Here is a 23985-nt window from a genome sequence, read left to right as displayed (position 1 = left end):
TGTGCCACTCACGGCCGATGTCAGGGGATGAGGACGAGGCGGCCGCGGAGGCCGCCTGCCGCTAGGCGTTTCTGGGCGGCTTCTACGGAGGTGAGGGGGAGTGTTTCGGCTACACGGAGAGTGAGTTCGCCCGCGTCGACGTGAGCGACGAGTTGGTCGAGTTGCGCTCGGTCGGCGCGGACCAGGACCGTGCGTACGTCGGTGCCGCGCAGCGGGATCGGGGTGTTCGGGACGCTGATGGAAACGAAACGCCCGCCGCCGCGCACTGCGGCGAGCGTCTCGGGGCCGAGTGCGGCGGCGTCCAGGGCGGCGTCCACTCCGCCCGGAATCAAGGCGCGTACGGCCTCCGGGAGCGACGCGTGGCGCGGGACGAAATCGGTGGCGCCGAGCGCACGGACCGCGTTCTCGTCAGCGGGAGAGGCGGAGGCGATCACCCGCAGCCCGCGCAGCGCGGCGAGTTCGACGGCGAAGCCACCGACGGCACCTGCCGCGCCGGTGACCAGCAGCGTGTCGGTGGACGCGAGATCCAGCGCGTCGAGCGCCTGGACGGCGGTGAGACCGTTGAGCGGAATGGTGGCCGCCTGCACCGGCGAGACCGAAACCGGCGCAGGCGCGACATTTCCGGCCTCCAGGACCACGTAGTCCGCCTGGGCGCCGAGCGAGACGTCGAGCCGGTCGCTGATGCCGATCACGGCCTGCCCGATGGTGAATTCGGTGACGCCCGCGCCGATCGCGTCCACCGTCCCCGCGACGTCCCAGCCGACGCCCCACCGGTCACGCGGCGCGGCGAACGGCGTGCCGCCGACGCCCGCGCGCACCATCAGATCCACCGGGTTCACCGTCGCCGCCGCGACCGCGATGCGGATCGTGCCCGGGCCGGGCTGCGGGGTCGGCACTTCCAGGATCTCCACCACACCGGGGTGACGGACCACTACTGCACGCATGACATTCCTTCCTCTAGGACATCACCCAACCTAGAAGTAGTACTATCCGTTGGGTAGTAGTTACCCGAAAGTGCGTTAGAGGTAGCGAGGTACTCCGATGGCGACAACAACCGCGGCGCAGCGCCGCGACCTGGCCAAACAGCGGTACGACGCATATATCGCCGAGTGCCCGACGCGACAGCTGCTGGACCGGATCAGCGACAAGTGGGTGAGCCTCGTGCTGGCCGCGCTCGCCGACGGCCCACTGCGCTACGCCGAGCTGAATCGGGTCATCGCGGGCGTGAGCCCCAAGATGCTCACCCAGACGCTGCGCGGCCTGGAACGCGACGGCTTGGTGGAGCGGCGGATCACCGCGGAAGTGCCGGTCCGAGTCGACTACGAACTCACTCCGCTCGGGCACAGCCTGCAACCGGTCATGAGCGCCGTCAAAGCCTGGGCGGAGACGCGCATGGACGATGTGATCGCCGCGCGGGAGCGCTACGACAGCACCGGGCAGTAAACCGGTTGTCCGGTCTGAAAAATATGCTCCCACCTGTGGCGAAGCATCGCAGGACGAATCGGGCTCCTGGCCTTAATCTGATTTCCATGACAACGGCATTCGATGAAATGGATCTGCGCGATCTTGTCGGACTGCTCAGCGAAGAGGAACAACGGGAGCTGCGGCCTGCGGTGCTGCGCGTGCTCGGCCGCCTCCCTTCGCAAGAGGTGCTCCGGCGCGAGCTCGGTCTTCGGTTGAAGGTCTGAGCCCCGGTTCCGCACCGGTAAACGAACGGCAGGGCCGCCGCGCAGGATTCCTACCTGCGCGGCGGCCCTGTATGTGCAGGCCCTTCGGAAAGCCGGTACCGCTCGATCTGCACGATTCCGTCGCCCGGCTGCGTGACAAACTCACCGCCGGGGGTCCCGCGCTGCGGCTATTCGCGGAGTTCCGCCGCGGCGCGGATTCCTTCGGCACGCGAGGATGCTCGAGCGAGGCGTCCGTCCGTGGTGATCAGCGGCATGTCCAGTTGTTCGGCGAGCTCGACATAGAGCGCATCGGTCAGCCTGATCGCAGCGCGCCGAGCCCAAGCACCTTTGGTCAGGTTCAGAAGCGGATGCCGGGTCAGTGGTGCGCGGGCGAGGCGGCTCAGTGCGGTCTCGACGTCGTCATCGGTCAAGTCGCCCGCTCGGTTCAGTCGCCCGAGTGCGGACAGGACTTCGGCGTCGAAGTGTGCCGGGACATGCATGACTGTCGTCGTGATTCTCGTGATCACAGCGGCCGTGCGGTCATTGCGCACAAGGATGTCGACCATCGCGCTGGCATCCAGAACGATCTGTTCGGAATCGGTCACCGGCCGAACTCATCCCGCGCCGAATCGATGGCGGCAAGAACGGCCTCGTGCGAGACCTCGGGGCGGTCGTCGTCGAACTCAGCCAGCCAAGCCGACGTCGCGCTCTTTTCGAGTGCCGCGAGAATCGCGGCCTGGGTCAGCGCAGACACGTTGAGCCCCCGCTCACGGGCGCGCTCAGCCAACTCATCGGGGACGTAAACGTTGAGCCTGGTCATACGACAAATATACACACTCATGTGTGTATAGAACGCATCGTGTGATGCGACGGATAGGGGCTGCGCGACGAGAGATCCGCAGGGCCGTCGCGCAGGTCTTCTCCTACGCGACGGCACCGTGTTCGGGCGGAACCGATCAGAACACCCGCAGGTTGCCCGGGGACCAGAAGCCGGAGCGCGTTGCGGTGCCGGTGTCCAGCTTCGCCGGGACCGCGTTGCGGTCGTACTGGTCGTAGCGCTCCAGCGAGCCCCAGTCGCGCGCCCAGTCGTGCTTCAGGTAGGTGGGCACCGTGGTCGACTTGGCCAGCATCTGCGCGAAGCCGAGCGGGCCACCGAATTCCTCGGCCTGCCAGGTGTTCGTCGAGCTGATCGCCAGCGGACGGTCCGGCAGGATGCGGTAGCCGGGCACCTCGGCCACGCCGTTCTCGTGGTCGAACGGCCGCTGGCACGGGAACTGCAGGCCCACCGCCCAGTCCAGCAGGATCGGCTGCTGGGAGCCGAGCAGACTGTTGAGCGTCTGCAACTTCGGCATCCGCGGCGGGGTGAACGCCAGCCACTGGTCCCCGATCAGGATCGGGTCGTTGGCGACGATGCGCACCGCGTCGGCGTCCGGGGCGATCTCGTCCAGCGGCACCCGCAGGTTGCGCCAGGACGGGAAGGGGCCGATGTCGCGCGGCAGGTAGGTGCCGAGCTTCTGCACGGTGCCGTCGGGCAGGTGCTTGCCGTAGTCCACGGTGAGCGACTGGCCGTACTTCATCGCGCCGGTGTCGTCGAAGGAGAGGATGCGACCGGCGGCCGAGATCACCACCAGCGGCTTGTCGTCCGAACGGGCGGGCAGCTGGTACCAGCTCGAGGTGACGTTCGCGGGCTGCTGCATACCGTTCTGGTAGCTGCCGAGAATCGGCGTGGTCGCCGGGTCGAGGCCGAACGGCAGGGCGACCGTGGAGCCGTTGACGCCGAGTGCGCCCTGACCACCGCCGGTGCCCGCGCTCTCCCCCTCCGCGAACGCAGCGCCCACCGACTGGGTGGAGGTGTTGCCGGTGCCCGGCTTCACCTCGACGCTGTCGGCGGACAGATCGTCGGGCACGCCGTTCGGGTCGAATCCGACCGAATCGACGCCCGCCAGCGGATCGGTCACCGGACGGACCGGATCGATGATCGGCTCCAGCCTGCCGCCGTTCGGGTCCGGCTCCACCAGCACGTCGTTGGCCAGGCCGCAGGTGCTGCCGCCGAGCGCATCGATGTTCGACCGGGCCAGCGAATAGGCCGGGTACTGCGAGGCCGCGCCTTTGACCAGTGAGAGCACCTCGAGCGCGACCATCAGCGCGGCGACCACGGTCAGCGGGATCGCGGCGAACCGGCGGATCCGTCTGCCGCGCGCCGTCTTCGCGGACGGCTGCGGCCTGGTGTAGTCCTCGCGCAGCGCGTACCAGCCGACCAGTGCAAGCGCCAGGCCGAACAGCGCGAGCATGACGGTGTTCGACTGGTAGCCGTGCAGCGAGATCCGCTTGTCGAACCACGGCACGCCGAAACTGGACACGTACCAGTAGCCGTTGATCCCGGAGAACGCCACCGCCAGCACGAACAGCAACCCGGCCAGGAAGATCGCCCGGTTCTTGCGGGCCCGCAGTGCGCTCGCCGAGACCGCGACCGCGGTGACCGCCGCCAGCGAGCCCGCGATGCCCGCGTAGGCGCCGAAGTGGTGGGTCCACTTGGTCGGGTTGAACATCATGAAGAAGATCGTCCCGAAGACCACGCCCATCAGCCGCCAGGTCGGCCCGCTCGCGATGCCGGGGACCTGCCTGCGCCGCAGCAGCACCAGCATGGTGGTGAACAGGCACAGCAGCATCACCAGGAAGGCGAAACGGCGCGACAGCGAGCCGTCGACCGTCTCCACGAACAGGTAGTAATAGCGCAGGTAGTCCTCGTACCAGGCCAGGTTCGGCCCGGTCACCTGACGCACCCGGTTGGCCTCCTGGATGCCCGCGAAGGTCTGGTCGCTGTAGACCACCGTCAGCACGAGCACACCGGCCGCGGCGATCGGGGCGAGCAGCGGCAGCGTCGAGCCCCACCGCCCGGCGCCCAGCGCCGCGAACCGCCGATGCTTGCGCACCACGATGCGCACCAGTGGACGGATGCCGGCCAGCAGCGCCGCCACGCACATCAGGCCCGTCGGCGCGGCCGCCAGGGTGAACGCCGCCACCAGGATGGCCACCGCGGCGGGCAGCAGGCGACCGGTCGCGATGGCCCGTTCGATCGATACCCAGGTCAGCAGGGCGCCGAGCGCGACGATCGGCTCCGAGCGCAGACCGTTGTCGAACGGCAGCCAGAACGCCAGGAACACCAGTCCGCCGGTCCACAGCGCCACCTTGCTGGTGCGCACGCCGCGGCCGAGGCGGGGCACGACCTCCCGGCTGATCACCAGCCAGCAGAGGATCGCGCAGGCCAGCGCGGGCAACCGCACCCAGGGGCTGGCCGTCGAGATTTCCGCGAAGACCTCGATCACGTAGTAGTACCAGCCGAACGGCGCCTCCGGCACGCCGTACCAGCGGAAGTAGTTGGCCATGTAGCCCGCGTGCGGTGCCACCCGCACCATGCTGAGGATGTAGCCGTCATCGGAGGTGTTCGCGCCCGCGAAGTGCCACAGCAGCAGCGTGCCGACCACCGCGCCGTCCGCCCAGGTCGGCTTCAGCCAGTTCGCCGGAAGGAACCGGCGGTGTCCGCGCGCGTCACTGCTGTCCAGACGGGCCAGCGCCGCCAGCGCGATCAAGGTGCACAGCACGGCCGCGATCATCGCGATCAGCTTGATCGCGGTCGGGCTCGAGGAGAACCGGGTGTCGACCGTCATGTCGAACGCCAGTCCGGCGGGCGCCGCGCCCTTCAGATCGGAGAACACTCCGACCACCTGGGGCCGCAGATCGCCGCTCAGCTGCCCCTCCACCGGTACGGTGACCATCTCGCTCGCCCCGGGCGCCGCACCCTCGACCGGCCGCTCCACCTGCTTGGTGAGCCCGTTGAACACGCCGTAGGTGCGTTCGCTGTCCGAGCTGATGCTCAGCGACGTGCACTCGCCCATGCGGCTGCGGTCGGCGGACACCACGACCGCGTTGCGGTCGATCACGTCCACCGAGGTCTCCGAGACCCGCACGAACAGGGCCTCCAGCGCGGCCCGGTCGCCCTGCGGCGGCGCGGTAGCCAGCAGCATGCCGCCCCGCTCGGGCAGCTGGGCGATCGTCTCGCACGGGATCGTCGCCTTCAGGTCGATCGGGACCTGCGACATCAGCGGCGCCTGAACGTTGCCGAGCGTCCCACCCTGCGGCCAGTTCAGCACCGCCGTGGTCTGCGTGACGGGCAAGAACGGCGTCGCCAGTGCGAACAGCGCGCCGAGCAACCCGGCGACCAGTGCGATGAGCCGGGCGGTGCGGAAATCGTTCCGGGTCACCACCGGGGCGGCGGGGGGTTTCGTCAGAACAGCGGTAGCGGCGTCGGGCACGGTTGGCAATGCTATCTGCCCGTCTGTCCGCGCGGGCGGCGCGTGGCCGGGAGAAATCCCGGGTCCTCAGTATGTTCGGAGCGGACTGCCAGAATGTTGTGCCAACGGGCCGGAAATTGTCGCCCGGAAGCCGCTGTGGGCGGCCAACAGACCCCGTAGTGCTGACCGATGACGACCACAATGGAAAGGTGGGGCGTATGACCAAGGTGAATCTCAAGACGAACAAGGGACCGATCGTCCTCGAACTGGATGATCAGAAAGCTCCGAACACGGTGCGCAATTTCGTGGACTACGTGAACGCGGGCCACTACAACGGCACGATCTTCCACCGCGTCATTCCCGGCTTCATGATCCAGGGCGGCGGGTTCGAGCCCGGCATGCGCCAGAAGGGCACCAACGCCCCGATCCAGAACGAAGCCGACAACGGTCTGAAGAACGCCAAATACACCGTCGCGATGGCCCGCACCAACGACCCGCACTCGGCCACCGCGCAGTTCTTCATCAACGTCTCCGACAACGATTTCCTCAACCACTCCGCACCCACCGCGGCGGGCTGGGGCTACACCGTGTTCGGCGCGGTGACCGAAGGCACCGACGTGGTCGACAAGATCGAGGGCGTCAAAACCTCCTCGGCGGGTATGCACCAGGACGTGCCGGTCGACGATGTCGTCATCGAATCCGCCACCGTCAGCTGATCTTTCGTACCGACGACGCGAATCGCGCCGCGCCCCAACGGGTGCGGCCCGATCGTGTTCCGGTGGCGGCTACAGCGGCAGCAGGTGGTGCTTGCGCGGGTTGCGGGCAAGTGACTTGTCCCGCAACAGCTGTAGCGCGCGGCGAAGTTCGAGCCGGGTCTTCGACGGCTCGATCACCGCGTCGATGTATCCGCGCTCGGCGGCCACCCACGGCGTCGCCACGGTGGCGTTGTAGAAGTCGATCATCTGCTGGCGGATCCCGGCGCGCTGGTCCTCCGGCGCGGCATCGATCTGTTTGGCCCCGATCAGGCTGACCGCGCTCTCCGCGCCCATGACCGCGATCCGCGCCGTGGGCCAGGCCAGGTTCACGTCCGCGCCCAGCTGTTTGGAGCCCATCACGGCGTAACCGCCGCCGTAGGACTTCCGGATCACCACGGTGACCTTCGGCACCGTCGCCTCGACGTAGGAGAACAGGAAGCGGCCACCACGCTTGATGACGCCGATCTTCTCCTGTTCCACACCGGGCAGGAACCCGGGCGTGTCGACGACGAACACCAGCGGGATCTCGAACGCGTCGCACAGGCGCACGAAATGCGCGGCCTTGTCCGAAGCCCGGGCGTCCAGCGCACCCGCGTACACCATCGGCTGGTTGGCGACCACACCGACGCTGCGCCCGTCGACGCGGGCGAATCCGGTGATGACGTTGCGGCCCGCCGCCGCGCCCACCTCGTGGAAGGCGCCGTCGTCGAAGATGCGCAGCAGGATCTCGTGCATGTCGTACCCGGAGTTGTCGGAGTCCGGGACGATCGAATTCAGCTCCAGGTCGCTGTCGGTGGTCTCCGGCTCCAGGCCGGGGTTCACGATCGGCGCCAGTTCCTGGCAGCTGGTCGGCAGGTAGCCCAGGTACTCGCGCACCCACTCGAACGCGGACGTCTCGTCCTTGGAAACGTGGTGGATGTTGCCGTATTCGGCCTGGCTGCGCGCGCCGCCGAGTTCCTCGAGGCTCACGTCCTCGCCGGTGACCTCACGGATCACCTTGGGGCCGGTGACGAACATGTACGCCTCTTCGGTCGCCACCACCACGTCGGTGTTGATCGGGGCGTAGACGGCGCCGCCCGCGCACTTGCCGAGGATCATCGAGATCTGCGGAACGAGGCCCGACAGCGGCTCCTGCCGCCGCCCGAGCTCGGCGTACCAGGCCAGCGAGGTCACCGCCTCCTGCACGCGCGCGCCGCCGGAGTCGTTGATGCCGACCACCGGGCACCCGACCTTGGCCGCGTATTCCAGGATCCCGGCCACCTTGCGGCCGAACATCTCGCCGACCGAACCGCCGTAGACGGTCTGGTCGTGCGAGAACACCGCCACGGGCCTGCCTTCGACCAAGCCGTGCCCGGTGACGACGCCGTCGCCGTAGAGCGCGGCGGGATCACCCGGTTTGCGCACCAGCGCACCGATTTCCACGAAGGTGCCCGGATCGAGCAGCATGTTGATCCGGTCGCGGGCGCTGGGGATACCTTTCTTCGCCCGCTTGGTCACCCCCGCTTCACCCGCCGGTTCCTGCGCTAGTTCCAGTCGCTTGCGCAGGTCGGCGAGTTTTTCGGCAGTAGTGCTCACTTGGCCCCTTTCGCCTCGATCGCGGCGAGCTTCGCGGTCAGGTCGGCTCCGATCTTCCCGATCCGCGGTTCGTCGATGATCTGCAGGTGGTCGCCGGCGATGTGGACGACCTCCAAATTCGGGATGTACTCGCTCCAGCCGCCGTTCGGCAACCGGTCGGCGAAGCGCGGCTCCAGCTCGATCATCCCGTCGTGATAGCGATCGGCGAGGTACAGCACCACATTGCCGTCATAGTGCGACGGTTGGGTCTTGGCGAGCTGACGGCTCTCGATCCACGAGGTGCGCTGGTGTTCGAGCACGCCACCGGGGATCTTCGTGCCGCTGATCTTGATCAGATCACTGATCATCTTGAACTGCTCATCGTCGGATGCCGCGGCCAGCGTCTCCAGCTGTTCGCGGTCCAGTTCGCCGTCGACGCCATAGGTCTTCTTGGCGAACACCTGATAGCGCTCGATCCGGCGCACCCGCTCCTCGGGACTGTTGTCCTCGTCCTGGGTCGGGATGGCCAGGTCGATCAGGCCGACCACGCGCACGTCCGCGCCCTCGGCCCGAAGCAACTGCGCGGTCTGCATGGCCAGCACCGCACCCAGCGACCAGCCGTACAGCACGAACGGACCGTCACCCTGGATCTTGCGCAGCTCGGGCAGGTACTGGCGCGCTCGTTCCTCGATCGACCCGTCGACCCGCTCGAAGCCGTACATCGGCGTCTCGGCGGGCAGCCGCTTCATCAGCGGTTCGTATACCAGCGTGTTCCCACCCGACGGATGGAACACGAACACCGGCACGGCGTTCGAACCGTCGGCGCGCGGTCGCAACGGACGGACGAAACCGTCCACATCCGCACCGCTGTCCTGGAGTTCGCGGACGATGTCGGCGAGCTGCTCGATGGTCTCGCAATCGAGCACGTCGTCGATGGTGACCTCGGCCTTGACCCGTTCGGTCAGGCGCACGGCCAGCTTCTCCGCGGTGTCCTCGTCGAGAATCGGCAGCGTGTTGAAGATGCCTCCGGCCGACTTACCGGTGACCACCGCCCAGGTGGCGAAGGTCAGGCGCTCGGCGGCGTCACGCGGCGGGACGTCGTCCTCGTCGGCGGGCTGCTGCGCGCCGCCGAAGACGGCGGCCGGAGCCGCCGCGACCGGTGCCGCCTGGGCGACCGGTGGCGCGGAGGGAGCAGTGTCAGCTTCGGCAGCCTTGTTCGCACCGGGGGTAGCCGCTGCCGCGGGAGCCGAGTCAGCCTCTGCTACAGCACTTTCCGGTGCGGCGTCGACCTCCCCGTCCGTACCGGCGCCCGCCACCGCGGCAACCGGGTCGGCGCCGGTGGCCAGGGCAGCACGAGCCGTGGCGATGAAGTCGGAATCGACGGCCAGCTCGCCCGCGCCGCCCGCCGCTTTGTCGGCAGCCTGCTGATCGGCCATCGCCTGCACCTCGTCGCGGTGCTCGATGGCGTAGCGCAGTACCTTGCCGACCTCGTGCAGGCTCGCGTCGCGCACGGCCTGCACCTGCAACTGCGGGATGTCGAACTCGTACTCGACCCGGTTCTTGATGCGCATCGCCATCAGCGAGTCCAAGCCGAGTTCCATCAGCGGGATCTCCATCGGGAGATCCTCGACCGCGTAACCCATGGATTCCGCGACGATCAGCGCGAGCCGCTCCTCGACGGTCTGCGTGCCGTTCGGGTCCCAGCGGTCACCGAAGGTCTCCACGACCTCGATATCGGCGTCGCTCTGCGTCTGCGCGGCGATCGCCGGGACCGGCTCGGCCGCGACGGGCTCCGGCGTGGGGTGCGCGGGCTGACTCGAGGTCAGCACGGCGTCGAACACCAGCCGGAAGGCGTTGCCCTCCTTGGCGTGAACCTGCACCGAAGCGCCGCCCGGATGCGGGGTGAGCGTGGTGGTGAGCGTGCCCGCACCCGGGATCGGCGCGTGCGGAACGGACGCGCCCAGCGAGACGTCGCTGAGCACCTGCGCCGCCGCGGCGCGCACCAATCCGGCGAGATCGGTCACCGAGGACGCCTGCACTTCCCAGACGTGCCTGCCGTCCGGCAGCGCGACGTGCGCACCGGGAACCCGTCCGTTGCCGCCGGTGGACAGCTGGACCTTCGGCCAGTACTCCTTGCGCAGGAACGTGGTGCGCGGGACGTCGGCGTAGTCACCCGGCCCGAGCAGCGAGAACAGATCCACCTTGTGCCCGTGCACGTAGAGCTGGGCGAGCGCGGCGATCACACCCGCGGACTCGTCCTCCTTGCGCTTGAGCGTGGGGATGAGCTGCGCGTCGTGCACGCCCGCGGCGAAGGTGGTGCCCAGGACCTGCATCAGCGCAACGGAATTCGGCGCCAACTCCAGGAACGTGGTGTGGCCCGCGTCCACCGCGAGCTTCACCGCGTTGGTGAAGTACACGCTGTGGCGCATGTTCTTGACCCAGTAGTCCTCGTCGTGGAGTGGGTCGCTGCCGGGGCGGAAGTACTCCTCCTTGTGCACCGTCGAGTACAGGCCGGCCTTCAGCTTCGTCGGCTCGATGCCCGCCAGTTCCGCGGCCAGCTCGCCGAGCAGCGGATCCATCTGCGAGGTGTGGCCCGCGCCGCGGGTCTGCAGCACGCGGGCGAACTTGCCCTCCGCCTCCACCCGCGCGACGATCGCCGCGACCTGCTCCTGCGGGCCGCCGATCACCGTGTTGGTCGGCGCCGCGTACACCGCGACCTCGACGTCCGGGTAGTCCGGTAGCAGGTTCGCGACATCCTCGGCGCTGTACTCGATGAGCGCCATGTTGCGCACGTCGTCGTCGCTGATCATCTGCTCGCCCTCGCCCATCAGGCGGGAACGGGCGCAGATCACGCGGACCGCGTCCTCGAGCGGGAGACCGCCGGCGATGTACGCGCCCGCGACCTCACCCATGGAATGGCCCACCACCGCTTCGGGTTCGGCACCGTGCGCGCGCAGCAGCGCGGCCAGGCCGATCTGGATGGTGAAGATGCCGACCTGCGAGGTGCCTACGTTGTAGTCCTGGCTGTCGTCCAGGAACAGCTCACGCACGGAGTATCCGGCCTCGTCCTGCACCAGCTCGTCGACCTCGTCGACGGCCTTGGCGAAGATCGAGTTCTCCAGATAGAGCTGCTTGCCCATCTTGCGGTGCTGCGCGCCGAACCCGGCGAACACCCACATCGGGCCCATGGCGGCGGGCGCGTCAGCGGTGAAGACACCGGTGCCCGGCTTGCCCGCCGCGATGGCGCGCAGTCCGGCGACCGCCTCCTCGTGCGTCTTGGCGAGCACCACACCGCGCGAACGCCAGTGACTGCGCTTGGCCAGCGACCGCGCCACGTCGGCGAGCGGGGTTCGCGCGCCCGCCTCGGACTCCAGCCAGTCGGCCAGCTCGGCGGCGGCGCGACGGCGCCGCGAGGGCAGGTAGCCCGACACGGGCAGGATCTGCGGCAGCGGCTCGGCGCGCTCGGAGGTCCATTCGGCGACGGGCGCGGCGGCTTCGGCGGCCGCCTCGGCCCCGGCGTCGAGCGCGTCGGATTCCGCGTCCCGGTCTTCCAGCGCATCCTCGTCCAGCTGGGCCTCGAGTTCGGAGAACGGTGCCTGGTTCTCGGCCGCGGCGGCAGGCACGTACTCCTGCACGACGAGGTGCGCGTTGGTGCCGCCGAACCCGAAGCCGGAGACACCGATGGTGGCCTTGCCGCTGTAGCGCGGGAACTCGGTGGGTTCGTCGACGATCTTCAGGTGCGCCTGGTCCCACGGAATGTAGGGGTTCGGACCGGCGTAGCCGATGTTCGGCGGGATGACGTTGTGCTGCAACGACATGACCACCTTCGCCAGGCTCGCCGCACCGGCGCCCGACTCCAGGTGACCGAAGTTGGTCTTGGCCGAACCGAGCAGCGCGGGCTTGTCCGCCTCGCGGCCACGGCCGACGACGCGGCCCAGCGCGTCCGCCTCGATCGGGTCGCCGATCAGGGTGCCGGTGCCGTGCGCCTCGATGTAGTCGACCGTGGACGGAGCGATGCCCGCGTCGCGGTATGCGCGCCGCAGCACCTCGGCCTGGGCGTCGGGATTCGGGGCGAGCAGGCCGTTGGACCGCCCGTCGTTGTTGACCGCCGAACCCTTGATCACCGCGTAGATCGTGTCGCCGTCGCGCTCGGCGTCGGCCAGGCGCTTCAGCACGACCAGACCGCCGCCCTCGGAACGGACCATTCCGTCGGCGTCACTGGAGAACGCCTTGATGTGGCCATCCTTGGCAACCCCGCCGTTGGCGTCGAAACCGAGCGTGGCCATCGGCGCGAGCAGCATGTTCACACCGCCGGCCAGCGCCAGGTCGGCCTCACCGCCGCGCAGCGCCTGCACCGCCTCGTGTACCGCCACCAGCGTCGACGAGCACGCGGTGTCGACCGCCACCGACGGGCCGCGGAAGTCGAAGAAGTAGGAGACCCGGTTCGGGATGATGGACGTGACGCTGCCCATGATCGCGTAGGCCTCGGCCGAGACCGGCACGTTCGGATCCCGGTCGCCGCCCAGCCCGAGCGCCGCGAGCAGCATGAAGTCGTTGCCCGACGAGCCGATGAACACGCCGACCGGCTCGCCCTTGAGATCGCTGGCCGGAATCCGGGCGTGCTCCAACGCCTCCCAGGTCAGCTCCATCATCAGGCGCTGCTGCGGATCGACCCGCTCGACCTCCACCGGCGACATGGCGAAGAACTCGGCGTCGAAACCTTTGACGACCTCCTGATCGAGGTAGCCGCCCTTGGTGTTGGCCTTCTCGATCGCCTCGGCCAGCTGCGGCTCGGCCGTGAACTCCGACCAGCGTCCCTCGGGCCGCTCCCGGATGCCGTCACCGCGGCCGATGAGGAAATCCCACGTCGACTCGGGGGTGTCCCCCGCGCCGGGCAGGCGGGTCGACAGACCCACGATCGCGATGTCGTGCGCCTCGCCGGGGCGGTAGCCCGCGGTGTAGAAGGCGTCGTCCTTGGATTCCTCCGGCACGTCCGGCTCGCCGTTGACGATCCGCTCGGCCAGCGCGGCGATGGTCGGATGCTGGTACACGATCGTCGCGTTCAGCATCACGCCGGTCAGTTCCTCGATGTCCCCGCCGAGGGCGATGGCGTCACGCGAGGCGAGCCCGAACTCCTCCATCGGCCGGTCCACGGTGATCTGCTCGATCGGTTGCCCGGTCGCCTCGCAGACCCAGCGCCGCAGCCACTCACGCAGCTCCGCCACCGATAGGTCGGTCTGCGCGCCACCGCCCTTCGCGGACTCGGCCGGGGCCGCCGCGTCGGCGACGGTCTCCACAGGCGGGGTGTCGGTCGTCTGGGTGGGCGTGCCCTCGTTGTCAGCCATCAATTCCTCAAGCTACCTGTCTGCGTACCGGGCGTACCGTGTATCGACGCCCGGCGCGTGGGAAGGTCGGCGCCGAGCGTCGATGGTCGGTCCGAGGCCGCCCCTGGCAATTACTCTTCCGGTGCATCGGGGAATGCCTGCTGGGTGTAACCACCCCGCAGCGTTCCCTCCAGATAGGCCGCCCGGCAGGCACGTCGGGCGATCTTGCCGCTGGAGGTGCGCGGGATCGAACCCGCGGGCACCAGCAGCACGTCTCGAACGGTCACGCCGTGGCGCTGCGAGACCGCCGCGCGCACCGCGTCGGCGATGGGCAGCGGATCGGCTTTACCCGCGCCCGGACCCCGCTCGCCCACGATGACCAGCTGCTCGGAGGCGTCGTCGGCGTCGAACTGCAAGCCGGAATGGCTGCCCTGCTCGAACACCTCGGCCGGCAGCTGGTTGGCGGGCACCGAGAACGCCGCCACGAAGCCGGGCCGCAGCGCGGTGCTGGCCTCCTGCGCGGAGAACTCCAGGTCCTGCGGGTAGTGGTTGCGGCCGTCCACGATCACCAGGTCCTTGACCCGGCCGGTGATGTAGAGCTCGCCCTCGAAGTACACGCCGTAGTCGCCGGTGCGCATCCAGTTCGAATCCGGCTCGGTGCCCTCGGCGTGGCTGCCCTCGGGCAGGCGCTCGGTAACCTTGTTCTGGAACGTCGCCGCCGTCTCGTCGGGACGACCCCAGTAGCCGATGCCCATGTTGTTGCCGTGCAGCCAGATCTCGCCGACGTGCCCGTCGGGCACCTCGCGGCCACCGCCGGACTCCGGATCGACGATCGCCGCCCACTGCGAGAGCGCGACGTAACCGCAGGACACCTGCGCGATCGCGTCCTCGTGGCCGGGATCGACCTTCACCATGCGACCCGCGTTGAGTTCCTTGCGGTCGACGTAGGTGACCTTGGCCTCGTCCTCGGCTTTGGTGGCGGAGACGAACAGCGTCGCCTCGGCCATGCCGTAGCACGGCTTGATGGCGGTCTTGGGCAGGCCGTAGGGGGCGAACGCCTCGTTGAACTTCTTCATCGACGAGGTGGTCACCGGCTCGCTGCCGTTGATCAGGCCGATGACGTTCGACAGGTCCAGCGACTCGCCGTTCTTCGGCAGACCACGCGCCGCGGCGTGCTCGAACGCGAAGTTGGGTGCGGCGGCGAAGGTTCCCGCGCCGTCGGAGACCGCGGCCAGTTCCTTGATCCAGCGATAGGGACGGCGCACGAACGCGCTCGGCGACATGATCGTGATGTACTTGCCGCCCACCGCGGGCAGGATCACCGTCAGCAGACCCATGTCGTGGAACAGCGGCAGCCAGGTGACGCCGCGCGAGTTCCAGTCCAGATTGATCGCGTCGACCATCTGCAACAGGTTGGTGCCCACCGCGCGGTGGGTGATCTCGACACCGGCGGGCACCCGGGTGGAGCCCGAGGTGTACTGCAGGTAGGCGATGTCGTCGATCGCGATGTCCGGACGCACCCAGCTCTCGCCGACGCCGTCCGGGATCGCGTCCACCGCGATGATGCGCGGGCGCTGGGCGGCGGGCAGCGAGCGGAAGAACTGCCGGACCCCGGCCGCGGAGGAGCTCGCGGTCAGGATGGCCGAGGGCTCACAGTCGCCGAGCACCGCGTGCAGGCGATCGGTGTGGCCGGGCTCGTCCGGGTCGAACAGCGGGACCGAAATGGTGCCCGCGTAGATCGCGGCGAAGAAGGAGATCACGTAGTCCAAGCCCTGCGGCGCGAGGATCGCGACCCGGTCGCCCGGGTTGGTCACCTGCTGCAGTCGAGCGGCCACCGCGCGCAGCCGAATACCGAACTCACGCCACGTCAGCTCCTGCGCCTCGCCGTCGCGCTCGCGCGAGTAGTCGATGTAGCGATACGCCAGGGTGTTCGCGTCGTTCCGGGTGTGCTTCTCGACGTGATCAACCAGGGTGTGATCCTCGGGAATGCGGATGTTCCCGGTTTCGTCCAGGTAGTCGTCGAAAGTCTCGTCCATTCCTTCTTCTCCTCCGAGGCACACGCAGCAAGACGGCGAGATCGCCGCTTTTACCTGTGAGGCCCCGACTCGCTTTCGCCCGCGGGTGCTCCAAGTGCAGAGCCAGCCTGCAGATTTTGTGCGGTCTGCGCGGTGACCGCTATCGGCTAGATGTACTCAAACCAGAGTCATGTTACAGAGAAGACCGGCTCACTCGTCCCGCAGCAGGGGAATAACGGGGGCGAACGCGTCCATCTGGGTGGGGAATACACCGACGTAGGACATCGAGGTGAGTTGCCGCACACGTCGGATCTGCTCGGCGATCTCCTCGAAAGTACCGATCGCCACGTAGGGCGAGTTCAGGATGTCCTCGACGGACAGCTGGACATCGACCTCCAGATTCGGGTGCAGTCCCCGGTCCAACGCCGACAGGGCCATCTCCGCGGTCTTCTCGCGATCGTCGGTGATCACGACGGCGGTGATGGCCCAGTTCAGCTCGATGTCGGCGAACCGGTCACCGGCGGCCTCCTTGATCAGATTCACCTTTTCCACGGCCTTCTCGATGGTGATGCCGGAGAGCAGGCCCTTGCCGTTCTTGGTGGTCACCGGAACGACGGAGACGATGTCGGCGTGCTTGGCCGCCAATCGCAGCATCTTAGGACCGCCGCCGCCGGTGCAGATCGGCGGGCGCGGGCCCTGCCGCGGCCGTGGCGTCCCCTTGACGCCGCGGACCTGGTAGTGCTTGCCCTCGAAGGTGCACTCCTGGCCGCGCAGCAGCACGTCGAGAATGGTCAGAGCCTCGTCCAGCTTCTCCAGCCGCACACCGGGCGACTCGTAGGAGATGCCCGCGTTCTCGAACTCCTCCTTGATCCAGCCCGCGCCGAGACCGACCTCGAGCCTGCCCTTGGACAGCACGTCGATGGTCGCCAGGTCCTTGGCCAGCACCACGGGGTGGCGGAAACCGTTGGCCAGCACCGACGTGCCGAGCCGGATCTTCTCGGTGGCCTGGGTCAGCGCGCCGAGCGCGGCGATCGGACCGATCTGCTCGCCGAGGTGGTCGGGCACCACGAAGGTGTCGAAGCCGTACTCCTCGGCCTGCTGAGCGGTCTGCACGAACTTGCGCGCACCGCCCTCCTGCTTGTTTCCTTCGCCGGCCGCCGCGAAGCGGAACAGGCGCAACGGAGTGCCCAGCGCGGTCAACGCAGCATCCGCGTCACGGCTCGCCGTGGTGGCCGGTGCGGCGGCTTCTGTCATGAACTCATGCTCCTGGCTGTAAGGAAATTACGGGCGCGACGCCCGCCCGAGGTCTGCGCTGCGGCGATGCCCGGCGTCGCGATCACCAGCGCACTTTACAGCGTGCTACCCAACTCGAGTTGCGCTTGTCACGCCAATCGGGTGCGGGGTATCTCACGGCCTGTGAATTCTCACGAATGGGCGGGATGCGGCGCTGCCTCGACGAGGCCTTGGGCCCAAGCCGCCGTCCACTGGGTGGCGGTGGTTCCGTCACCGTCGACGACGTAGCCGTTGTAGAGGGCGTGCACCGGGTTCCCGGCCGCACGGACCAGCGCATTCACGCTGCCCATGATGTTCCACGGACTCAGGGCCTCCCGGGGCGCGTCGCAGATCAGATCGCCGGGCGCGCAGATGGTGTAGGTGCGGTCGGCCAATTCGCCGAAGCCCCCTTGACGCGGACCGGTCATCGTGATGCCGGGCACGTTCAACCCCTTCAGCGCGACTTCGGCACCCACCCCCGGCGGCGGCGTCCCGATCGGGATCGCCTGACCAGGGCCGGTCTCGCCCGTGCGGCGTCCGTCGGCGATCAACGCCACGCCGAGCACCAGGTCGGCGGGCACAGGGCCGTTGCCCGCGCCGATCTGCGCGGCCACGTCACCCGCGATCACCGCGCCCTGGGAGAACCCCGCGAGCACGTAGGTGGTCAGCGGGCACTCCTGATGACGGGCCGCCATGACGTCGATCATCCGGCGCATGCCCTCGGACCGGCTGTTGTTGTAGGACTGCTGGCCGTCCGGCGGGATCGCGATCGGATTGGAGAACTGCGCGACGTACGGAACCGTGTACACCTCCACCCGCTCGCTCGGGAACCGCTGGGCGACCGGGCCGGAGACATTGAGCATCAGCGACACCGGGTTGGCGGTCGGATTGTGCGGATCGTCGAAGCTGTTGGACTCCCAGGTGCCCGGCACCGACATCAACTGCACGTCCGGACAGCTGGCCGGCTGCGAAGTCGGCCGTTCCGGCGGCTTGGGCCCGGGGCCGGGCGGGCGCAGACGGCCCGCGAGCAGATACCACAGCAGCACGACGACCAGGACGATCAGCAGGACGACGCCGATCACGACCAGACATCCCGCCGGCTTGGACCGGCGGGAGGTCGAACGGACACGCGAACTCACTGGCAGTACGTGGCGCGAGCGGTCGAGATGTAGATCTGCCCGGCCTTCTCCACCGGCATCTTGGCCGGGTCGAAGGACGGATCGGAACCTGCCATGGCGTTGACGAAGGTCATCAGATCCTGGTCGGACGCGCCCGCGGCGGTGCCCTGGCAGACGTAAGCGCCGATGCTCAGCGCGATGTCCGGGGTCGACGGGGTGACACCCTGCTTGGCCAGATCGTCCAGGAACCGCTTGTCCTTGTCGGTGAGCTTGGAGGTGTCCGCGGGCGGGACGGCTTCGGTCGGCACCGGCTGCGGACGTTCGGGCGCCACCGTCGTAGTGGGCTCCTCCGGCGCGGGAGCGGGCTGCCCGGTATCGGCGGGCGTCGACGCAGCCGGCGACGTCGGCGCCACCGTCGTGGTGCGGGTCGGCGTCGGGGTGCTCGTCGCGGTCGAATCATTGTCGCCGCACGCGGCGAGCAGGCCGGTAGCGGCGATCGCCGCTACCGCGCCGAATACCTTTCCACGGGTCCGATGCATGAATTCTTGTCCTCGATCTGTCGCTGAGCGGGGGTCAGGTCGCCCACCAGGCTAGCTGTGTTGGATTTGCCGCGCCTTCGCGCGGCGGGTTCGCGGCCCTCTTGTGGCTCGAACCCAACCGGCGCTTCTCACAGGGCGTGCACTTCCGGCTTGCCGTCGCGCAGCGTGATGAAGCCGCCCTGGAAGTTCTGCTGCACGCCGTCGGAGATGGGGAACTCGTCGCCGGTGGGGTAGCCGAGTTTGCCGTTCTCGTAACCCATCTCGCGCCAGGCGTCCAGCATCGGGCCGTTGCGTACCGCCCAGGCTCCCGACACCGGGCTCCAGTAGATGTTGCCGCCCTCGAATCGGCTGAACCGGCCCAGATCCTTCAGCTCCTGTTCCCCGGCGACCGGGAAGCCGAGCGGGCTGTTCTCGAAGCCCAACTGGGCGTATTTGCCGAGGATGAGGCCTTGGACACGGTGCACGCCGGTGGCCTGGCTGTAGTAGTACGGACCGTTCTCGAACGCCTGCACCGCACCGTCACGGCTCGGCGTCTTGATCTCCGGTGCGACCGGATAGCCCGCTGGGCCACGCTCGAACCCTTGCTTGCCCCACTCGTCCAGGATCGCGCCGCGGACGACCTGGGCGCCGGTCTGCGGCGTCCAGTACAGCGAACCGTGCTGGAAGGTCTGCAATCTGCCGCGGCCGTCTTCCAGCGCACGCTCGGCGCCGGTCGGCAGGCCCAGCGGTCCGGCGGGCCCACCGGCCGCCTGATAACCGGTGGCGAGCACGCCGCCGACCGGGTACGCGCCGCTGTCGGGGGTGAGGAACACCCGTCCACCCTTGAAGTCCTGAGCGGTGCCCCCGGCGACCGCGTACTCCGCGGTGAGGCATTCGCCGAGCCAGCCGGTCGCTGCGGCCACCGGGCCGATCGCGCCCCCTGGCTGGCAAGCGGGCTTTTCCTGGTCGGTGCCGAGGGCCGCCGCGGCCTGAGTCCAGGACTGACGCATCTCGAAGTCCCAGTACGGCCAGGAGTGGGTGCCGGACGGGCGATAGTTCACCTGCGCCGGAATGGCCAGCTTGGACAGCTTGGTCACGAAGTTCTGCGAGGTGAGCCGGGAGAGGATCTCCAGGCCCATGCCCGCGACGTTGGTGCTCACTCCGGGAATACCGAGGGCCTGGTCGTAGGGGCCGATCGCGCCGCTGCCGCTGGAAACGTAGAGGCTGACGCCCCGCAGCTTGTCGGCCAGCGCGTACGGATCGTGCGCCTCCCACGCCGGGCCCGTCTGCGGGCCCCACATGGCGGTGGAGTCGAAACCGCCCGCGTCGCGCATCGCGAACTCGATGGCCTGCGGCATGCCCAGCGTCGTCGTGGTCAAGAAGCCGGAGTACGACGCGGCGTGCCGCGCGAAGCCGGGGTTGCGGGCGGCGAGGAACATCGCGGCCGTACCACCCATCGACAGCCCCTCCACGCCCCGCACGCTCGTCGCCCGCCAGTGGCTCTCCAGCAGGGGCGGCAGCTCCTTGGTCAGGAAGGTCTCCCACTTGTAGGTGCGGCCGTTGTTCGGTTCCAGCCAGTCGGAGTAGAAACTGGACTGCCCGCCGACCGGCAGCACCACGGTGACGTTCTTGTCGGCGAAGAAATCGACCGCCCCCGCCTCCTTCGTCCAGCCGTTCTCATCGTCGGTCGCGCGCAAGCCGTCGAGCAGGAACAGGACGGGGAAGCGGGCCTCCGGGCGGGCGTTCCAGTCCCTGGCCAGCAGCAACTGCACTTGGATCGGCACACCCATGGACGGTGAGGTCACCCACAGCGCCACACGACGCTCGCTGAGCCACTGAACCCTCTCCAGCACCGGCGCGGTCACGGCCGCCGTCGGCTGCGCGGTGGCGGGTGCCTCCACGGACATGCTCGCGGCTAGGGGAACCACCATTGCGGTGGCGAACAGCATCAGCTGCTCGCGTGCCGAACGAGCGCCGAGACGCCCGCGTATGCCACAGCTACCGCGCGTAATCCCTGCCACTAGAGCTTTGTACTCCCGTTATAGCAAGGTTTACGGGAGACACGCGCTGCACAGCAAACTATGTTCGCCGCCTCGCGATCGAGACTGCCCCCAAACGCAATTCGGGCCGCACCGAATCGGTGCGGCCCGAATGTGTCGAGCGAATCAGGTCACCAGGCGCCGGTGGCGTCCAGGATCATGTTGCGCGAGGCGAACAGCTGGCCCTCCCAGTACTTCCAGGAGTGGGTGCCCGCGGCCGGGAAGTCGAACCGGGCGGGGATACCCAGCGAGCTCAGGCGGGCCTGGAACGCGCGGGTGTTGACCAGCGAAAGGGCTTCCAGCGCCATCGCGTTGCCGGTGTTGAACACGCCGACCGCCGAGTTCGGCTGGTCGAACTGACCGGGCAGACCGCTGGCCGCCGAGATGTACATCGGCAGGCCGCGCAGCTGCGGCGCGAACACGAACGGGTCCATCCGCAGCCACTGCGAGCTCCACGGCGCGGCCATCGAGTCCACGTTGTAGCGGCCGGCGTCCAGCATCGCGATGCGGATCGCCTCGCGCATGCCCGGCGCGGAGATGTTCAGGTAGCCCGAGTAGGAGGCCGCGAACTTGAACTGATCGCGGTGGTAGGCCGCGAGAGCCAGCGCCGCGCTACCACCCATGGACAGGCCGACGACCGCGTTGTTCGTGCGCGAGACGCCGTAGCCCTCCAGGAAGGCCGGGAGCTCCTTGGTGAGGAAGGTCTCCCACTTGTAGGTGGTCTTCTGGCCGTTCAGGTTCGACGGCGCGTACCAGTCGGTGTAGAAGCTCGACTGGCCACCGACCGGCATCACCAGGGTGATGTTGTCGTTGCCGAACTGCTGCAACGCGTTGGTCTCGAACGACCAGGCGTTGCGGTCGTCGCGTGCGCGCAGACCGTCGAGCAGGTAGAGCGCAGCGTTGCCGCCGCGCGAGGCCCACTGCACCTGAACCTTGATGGGGCCCATGCTGGAGGGGACCATCAGGTCCTCGAAGCCACCCGCGGGCGCCCGTAACACCGGCGCGTGCGCCGACGGCGCCGCGGTGGCGAGAGTCGGGGTCGCCATGCCTGCAGCGATCGGTAGCGCCAGTACGGCGGCACCGACAGCCAGAACTCGACTACGCCAACCGCGAGGCGTGCCTCGCCGTCCCGACTGTGTTCTCTTCGGCGCGGCCGCCCTGCCGAAACGCATGAATCCTGCTCTCTTTCTGCTGTTGTGGTGCCACCTCGCCACCCGAAGGGCGAAGCGGCACCCGTGTTGCCAACGAGACGCGCGTCACGGACATGGTCCCGACAATCCGTTACCCGTGGCGGCGCTACAACGATCTGGTCACACTTGCGCTCGCTGGACGATATTCGACGCCCTTCGCTTTAGCAAGATCCGGGTCTTTCCACTGGCCGAAATCCATCCGTTTGCGCAAGGTAATGATGCGGTGACCTTATCGCGTTCTCGCGGTGATGTCGTGTTGGATCGCAAGATATTTGCGCTCCTGGCGGGAACTGTCACCGACCCGAGATCTTCGCAATCCCGGCACCGGCCACAGCCCCGGCCCGAACCCGAGCTTCGGGACGCGTGGACTACCCGCGCCGAAGCCCGTGACCGGACCGTGATCGGGACCGAGATGCACCGTGATAGCACACGGAAATGACCTCTAGCAAACAGCCCTTATCACCGATAACCATACAGCAGCGATCAATTGGCAAACATTCGGAGGGCCGTGTCGCGACCCCTAGTTCGCGCGGCCGACCCGTACAGCTCGCTCCCTATCCCCCAGCTCGACCCCTAATACTCGATCCCCTAGCGGACCCCGATCCCCTAGCGGACCCCCTAAGGCTCGATCCCCTATAGCCCGACCAAGCGCGGCAGCCTTCCAGCCACCACGCCCCTCCACACGCCTACGGAGAACACCACCGAACAAACGCGAACAAATACTCCGTCCCAACCAACCCCGCACAATAAATCCCAACGCAGGACACCCACCCTCTCCACCCCTCGGGTGCGAGTCTTACGAGCACCGTTCGCGGCCCGGCTCGCGTCCGAGCGGACGAAGCGCATGCGCCGCAGGCGCGAGTCTCGTCCGCTCGGACGCGAGCCATCCAGGGGCCGCGAACACGCAGCGCCGCAGGCGCTGCCAATATTTCAGCCGATGTGCGCCGACATATCCCGAATCATCCGCATGGCCTCGTCGGCCCAGTTGTTCCAGGCGTGGATACCGAACGGTGGGAAGGAGTAGACCGCGTTGCCGCCGCCCAGGCTCCCCATCCGGACCTGGAACGCGCGGGTGTTCGCCAGCGCCAGTGTCTCCAGCCACATGCCGTTGAGGGTGCCGAAGCTCGGCGGGTCGCTGCCCGCGGGCAGGCCGCTGGCGGCGGCAATCCACAGGCGGGTGCCGTTACGGACCAAGTTGGGCGCGAAGACGAACGGGTCCATGTGCAACCACTGCGGGCTCCACGGCGGGGCCATCGAGTCGACGTTATAGCCGCCCGCGTCCAGCATGGCGGCGCGGATCGCCTCACGCATGCCCGGCGCCGAGTTGTTCAGGTAGCCGGAGAACGAACCGGCGAAGCTGAACTGGTCCGGGTGGTAGGCCGCCAGGGTCAGTGCCGCGCTGCCACCCATCGACAAGCCGAAGGCGCCGTTGCGGTACGGGTTGAATCCCAGCCGGTCGCGCAGCGCCCAGCGCAGGTTGTTGGTCAGGAAGGTCTCCCACTGGTAGCGGTAGCTCTTGCCCGGTCCGCCCGCGAACCCGTCCAGCCCGCCGGAGCCGGTGCTGGAGCCGCTGCCCGCCGGCACGCCGAAGAACTCGCTGGCCGCGTTCCAGTCGGCGTAGAAGCTCGACATGCCGCCGACCGGCATCACTACGTTGATGTTCTGACCGGCCAGAACCTCCGGGATGTTGGTCTCGATCTCCCAGCCGTTCAGCGACTCCGGCGCCCGCATGCCGTCCAGCACGTAGGCGACGCGGTTGGTGTTGCCGTCCGCGGCACGCAGGATCCGGGTCTTGATCGGCCCCATGCCGGAGTCGACCCAGAAGTCGAAGGCCGCGGGGTTGAACGCGGCCGATGCCGTGGCGCCCGTGCCCGCGATGGCCGTGCCGAGCGGCAACAGCATCGCCACGGCGACGCCGACAACGGACCTTCGCAACCAGGAACGGGGTGTTCGAGACCTCTCGGGCCCGCGCTTGCTGCGCGCACTTCGCATCACATTCGACCTTTCCCTCGGGCGGCCTGATCAGCAAACTTTTAGCGATCTCTACTGGCACCCTCATCGGGCACCGAGGCACGACTTCCACCAGTACCCGGACGAAACGACCTCGGTGCATGTTGTTCGCGTATCAATCGGAAGCGAATGCCTTCATGTTGCTGGATGGTGATCCAGACCACAACTACCGAAGCCGTTTTCTCTTCGTATTCGTTGCCCGTGTATCCCCGGACGACCGTGGAAACGCCG

Annotated in this window: 16 protein-coding genes; 3 read left to right on the top strand and 13 right to left on the bottom strand. The window is 68.2% G+C overall.

Annotation, left to right across the window (positions count from 1 at the left end; genetic code table 11):
* Positions 1-20: 20 nt before the first annotated feature.
* The gene (locus tag ON19_RS01045) at positions 21-944 is read right to left on the bottom strand and encodes an NADP-dependent oxidoreductase (RefSeq protein WP_043684908.1); all 924 of its coding nucleotides are present in this window, start codon (positions 942-944) and stop codon (positions 21-23) included.
* Positions 945-1041: 97 nt separating this feature from the next.
* Between ON19_RS01045 and ON19_RS01040 the strand changes: the two genes are divergently transcribed.
* Positions 1042-1443 (top strand): winged helix-turn-helix transcriptional regulator, encoded by a 402-nt coding sequence (locus ON19_RS01040; RefSeq protein WP_043684905.1) that lies wholly within the window; start codon positions 1042-1044, stop codon positions 1441-1443.
* An 86-nt stretch (positions 1444-1529) separates the two neighbouring features.
* On the top strand, positions 1530-1688 hold the full coding sequence (locus tag ON19_RS42760) for a hypothetical protein (protein ID WP_168434190.1): 159 nt from the start codon (positions 1530-1532) through the stop codon (positions 1686-1688).
* A gap of 167 nt (positions 1689-1855) precedes the next feature.
* Here ON19_RS42760 and ON19_RS01035 read toward each other — a convergent pair whose 3' ends face one another.
* From ON19_RS01035 to ON19_RS01025, 3 genes are all read right to left on the bottom strand, one after another.
* A complete protein-coding gene (locus tag ON19_RS01035; protein ID WP_043684902.1) occupies positions 1856-2272 on the bottom strand; it encodes a type II toxin-antitoxin system VapC family toxin in 417 nt (138 codons plus the stop codon).
* Positions 2269-2487 carry a type II toxin-antitoxin system CcdA family antitoxin gene (locus ON19_RS01030; RefSeq protein ID WP_051168409.1) on the bottom strand — a complete coding sequence of 73 codons (219 nt, stop codon included), beginning with the start codon at positions 2485-2487 and terminating at the stop codon, positions 2269-2271. Before ON19_RS01030 ends, ON19_RS01035 begins: the two co-directional genes overlap by 4 nt.
* Positions 2488-2623: 136 nt before the next feature.
* The gene (locus ON19_RS01025; RefSeq protein ID WP_043684896.1) at positions 2624-5980 is read right to left on the bottom strand and encodes an arabinosyltransferase domain-containing protein; all 3357 of its coding nucleotides are present in this window, start codon (positions 5978-5980) and stop codon (positions 2624-2626) included.
* A 197-nt stretch (positions 5981-6177) separates the two neighbouring features.
* Here ON19_RS01025 and ON19_RS01020 point away from each other — a divergent pair, with 197 nt between their 5' ends.
* Positions 6178-6675, top strand: a complete 498-nt coding sequence (locus tag ON19_RS01020) for a peptidylprolyl isomerase (RefSeq protein ID WP_043684894.1) — start codon at positions 6178-6180, stop codon at positions 6673-6675.
* Between the two features lie 69 nt (positions 6676-6744).
* Here ON19_RS01020 and ON19_RS01015 read toward each other — a convergent pair whose 3' ends face one another.
* The 9 genes from ON19_RS01015 to ON19_RS00975 form a co-directional block, all read right to left on the bottom strand.
* The gene (locus ON19_RS01015; RefSeq protein ID WP_043684891.1) at positions 6745-8289 is read right to left on the bottom strand and encodes an acyl-CoA carboxylase subunit beta; all 1545 of its coding nucleotides are present in this window, start codon (positions 8287-8289) and stop codon (positions 6745-6747) included.
* A complete protein-coding gene (gene pks13 / locus ON19_RS01010; RefSeq protein WP_043684888.1) occupies positions 8286-13613 on the bottom strand; it encodes a polyketide synthase Pks13 in 5328 nt (1775 codons plus the stop codon). Before pks13 ends, ON19_RS01015 begins: the two co-directional genes overlap by 4 nt.
* Before the next feature lie 110 nt (positions 13614-13723).
* Positions 13724-15628 (bottom strand): long-chain-fatty-acid--AMP ligase FadD32, encoded by a 1905-nt coding sequence (gene fadD32, locus ON19_RS01005; protein ID WP_043684885.1) that lies wholly within the window; start codon positions 15626-15628, stop codon positions 13724-13726.
* A gap of 189 nt (positions 15629-15817) precedes the next feature.
* Positions 15818-16861 (bottom strand): LLM class F420-dependent oxidoreductase, encoded by a 1044-nt coding sequence (locus tag ON19_RS01000; protein ID WP_083899073.1) that lies wholly within the window; start codon positions 16859-16861, stop codon positions 15818-15820.
* Between the two features lie 170 nt (positions 16862-17031).
* The gene (locus ON19_RS00995) at positions 17032-18024 is read right to left on the bottom strand and encodes a cutinase family protein (protein WP_083899072.1); all 993 of its coding nucleotides are present in this window, start codon (positions 18022-18024) and stop codon (positions 17032-17034) included.
* Positions 18015-18536: a DUF732 domain-containing protein gene (locus ON19_RS00990; RefSeq protein WP_043684877.1), complete on the bottom strand. Its 522-nt coding sequence runs from the start codon at positions 18534-18536 to the stop codon at positions 18015-18017. Before ON19_RS00990 ends, ON19_RS00995 begins: the two co-directional genes overlap by 10 nt.
* Positions 18537-18664: 128 nt before the next feature.
* Positions 18665-20446 carry an alpha/beta hydrolase-fold protein gene (locus ON19_RS00985; protein ID WP_227954546.1) on the bottom strand — a complete coding sequence of 594 codons (1782 nt, stop codon included), beginning with the start codon at positions 20444-20446 and terminating at the stop codon, positions 18665-18667.
* Positions 20447-20685: 239 nt separating this feature from the next.
* The gene (locus tag ON19_RS00980) at positions 20686-21726 is read right to left on the bottom strand and encodes an alpha/beta hydrolase (protein WP_372478668.1); all 1041 of its coding nucleotides are present in this window, start codon (positions 21724-21726) and stop codon (positions 20686-20688) included.
* 948 nt (positions 21727-22674) lie between these two features.
* On the bottom strand, positions 22675-23736 hold the full coding sequence (locus ON19_RS00975) for an alpha/beta hydrolase (RefSeq protein WP_043684874.1): 1062 nt from the start codon (positions 23734-23736) through the stop codon (positions 22675-22677).
* Positions 23737-23985: the final 249 nt, after the last annotated feature.

The sequence above is a fragment of the Nocardia abscessus NBRC 100374 genome (assembly GCF_000308455.1).
In the GTDB taxonomy this organism is placed as follows: domain Bacteria; phylum Actinomycetota; class Actinomycetes; order Mycobacteriales; family Mycobacteriaceae; genus Nocardia; species Nocardia abscessus.
This window is presented reverse-complemented; position numbering and strand designations above follow the sequence as displayed.

Bases quoted from the DNA above. Each gene is read 5' to 3' on its own strand.
- ON19_RS01020 (WP_043684894.1), top strand. From the start codon at position 6,178: ATGACCAAGGTGAATCTCAAGACGAACAAGGGACCGATCGTCCTCGAA.
- ON19_RS01030 (WP_051168409.1), bottom strand. From the start codon at position 2,487: ATGACCAGGCTCAACGTTTACGTCCCCGATGAGTTGGCTGAGCGCGCC.
- ON19_RS01045 (WP_043684908.1), bottom strand. From the start codon at position 944: ATGCGTGCAGTAGTGGTCCGTCACCCCGGTGTGGTGGAGATCCTGGAA.
- fadD32 (WP_043684885.1), bottom strand. From the start codon at position 15,628: ATGGACGAGACTTTCGACGACTACCTGGACGAAACCGGGAACATCCGC.
- ON19_RS00975 (WP_043684874.1), bottom strand. From the start codon at position 23,736: ATGCGAAGTGCGCGCAGCAAGCGCGGGCCCGAGAGGTCTCGAACACCC.
- ON19_RS42760 (WP_168434190.1), top strand. From the start codon at position 1,530: ATGACAACGGCATTCGATGAAATGGATCTGCGCGATCTTGTCGGACTG.
- ON19_RS00980 (WP_372478668.1), bottom strand. From the start codon at position 21,726: ATGCGTTTCGGCAGGGCGGCCGCGCCGAAGAGAACACAGTCGGGACGG.
- ON19_RS00985 (WP_227954546.1), bottom strand. From the start codon at position 20,446: ATGGTGGTTCCCCTAGCCGCGAGCATGTCCGTGGAGGCACCCGCCACC.
- ON19_RS00990 (WP_043684877.1), bottom strand. From the start codon at position 18,536: ATGCATCGGACCCGTGGAAAGGTATTCGGCGCGGTAGCGGCGATCGCC.
- pks13 (WP_043684888.1), bottom strand. From the start codon at position 13,613: ATGGCTGACAACGAGGGCACGCCCACCCAGACGACCGACACCCCGCCT.
- ON19_RS01000 (WP_083899073.1), bottom strand. From the start codon at position 16,861: ATGACAGAAGCCGCCGCACCGGCCACCACGGCGAGCCGTGACGCGGAT.
- ON19_RS01040 (WP_043684905.1), top strand. From the start codon at position 1,042: ATGGCGACAACAACCGCGGCGCAGCGCCGCGACCTGGCCAAACAGCGG.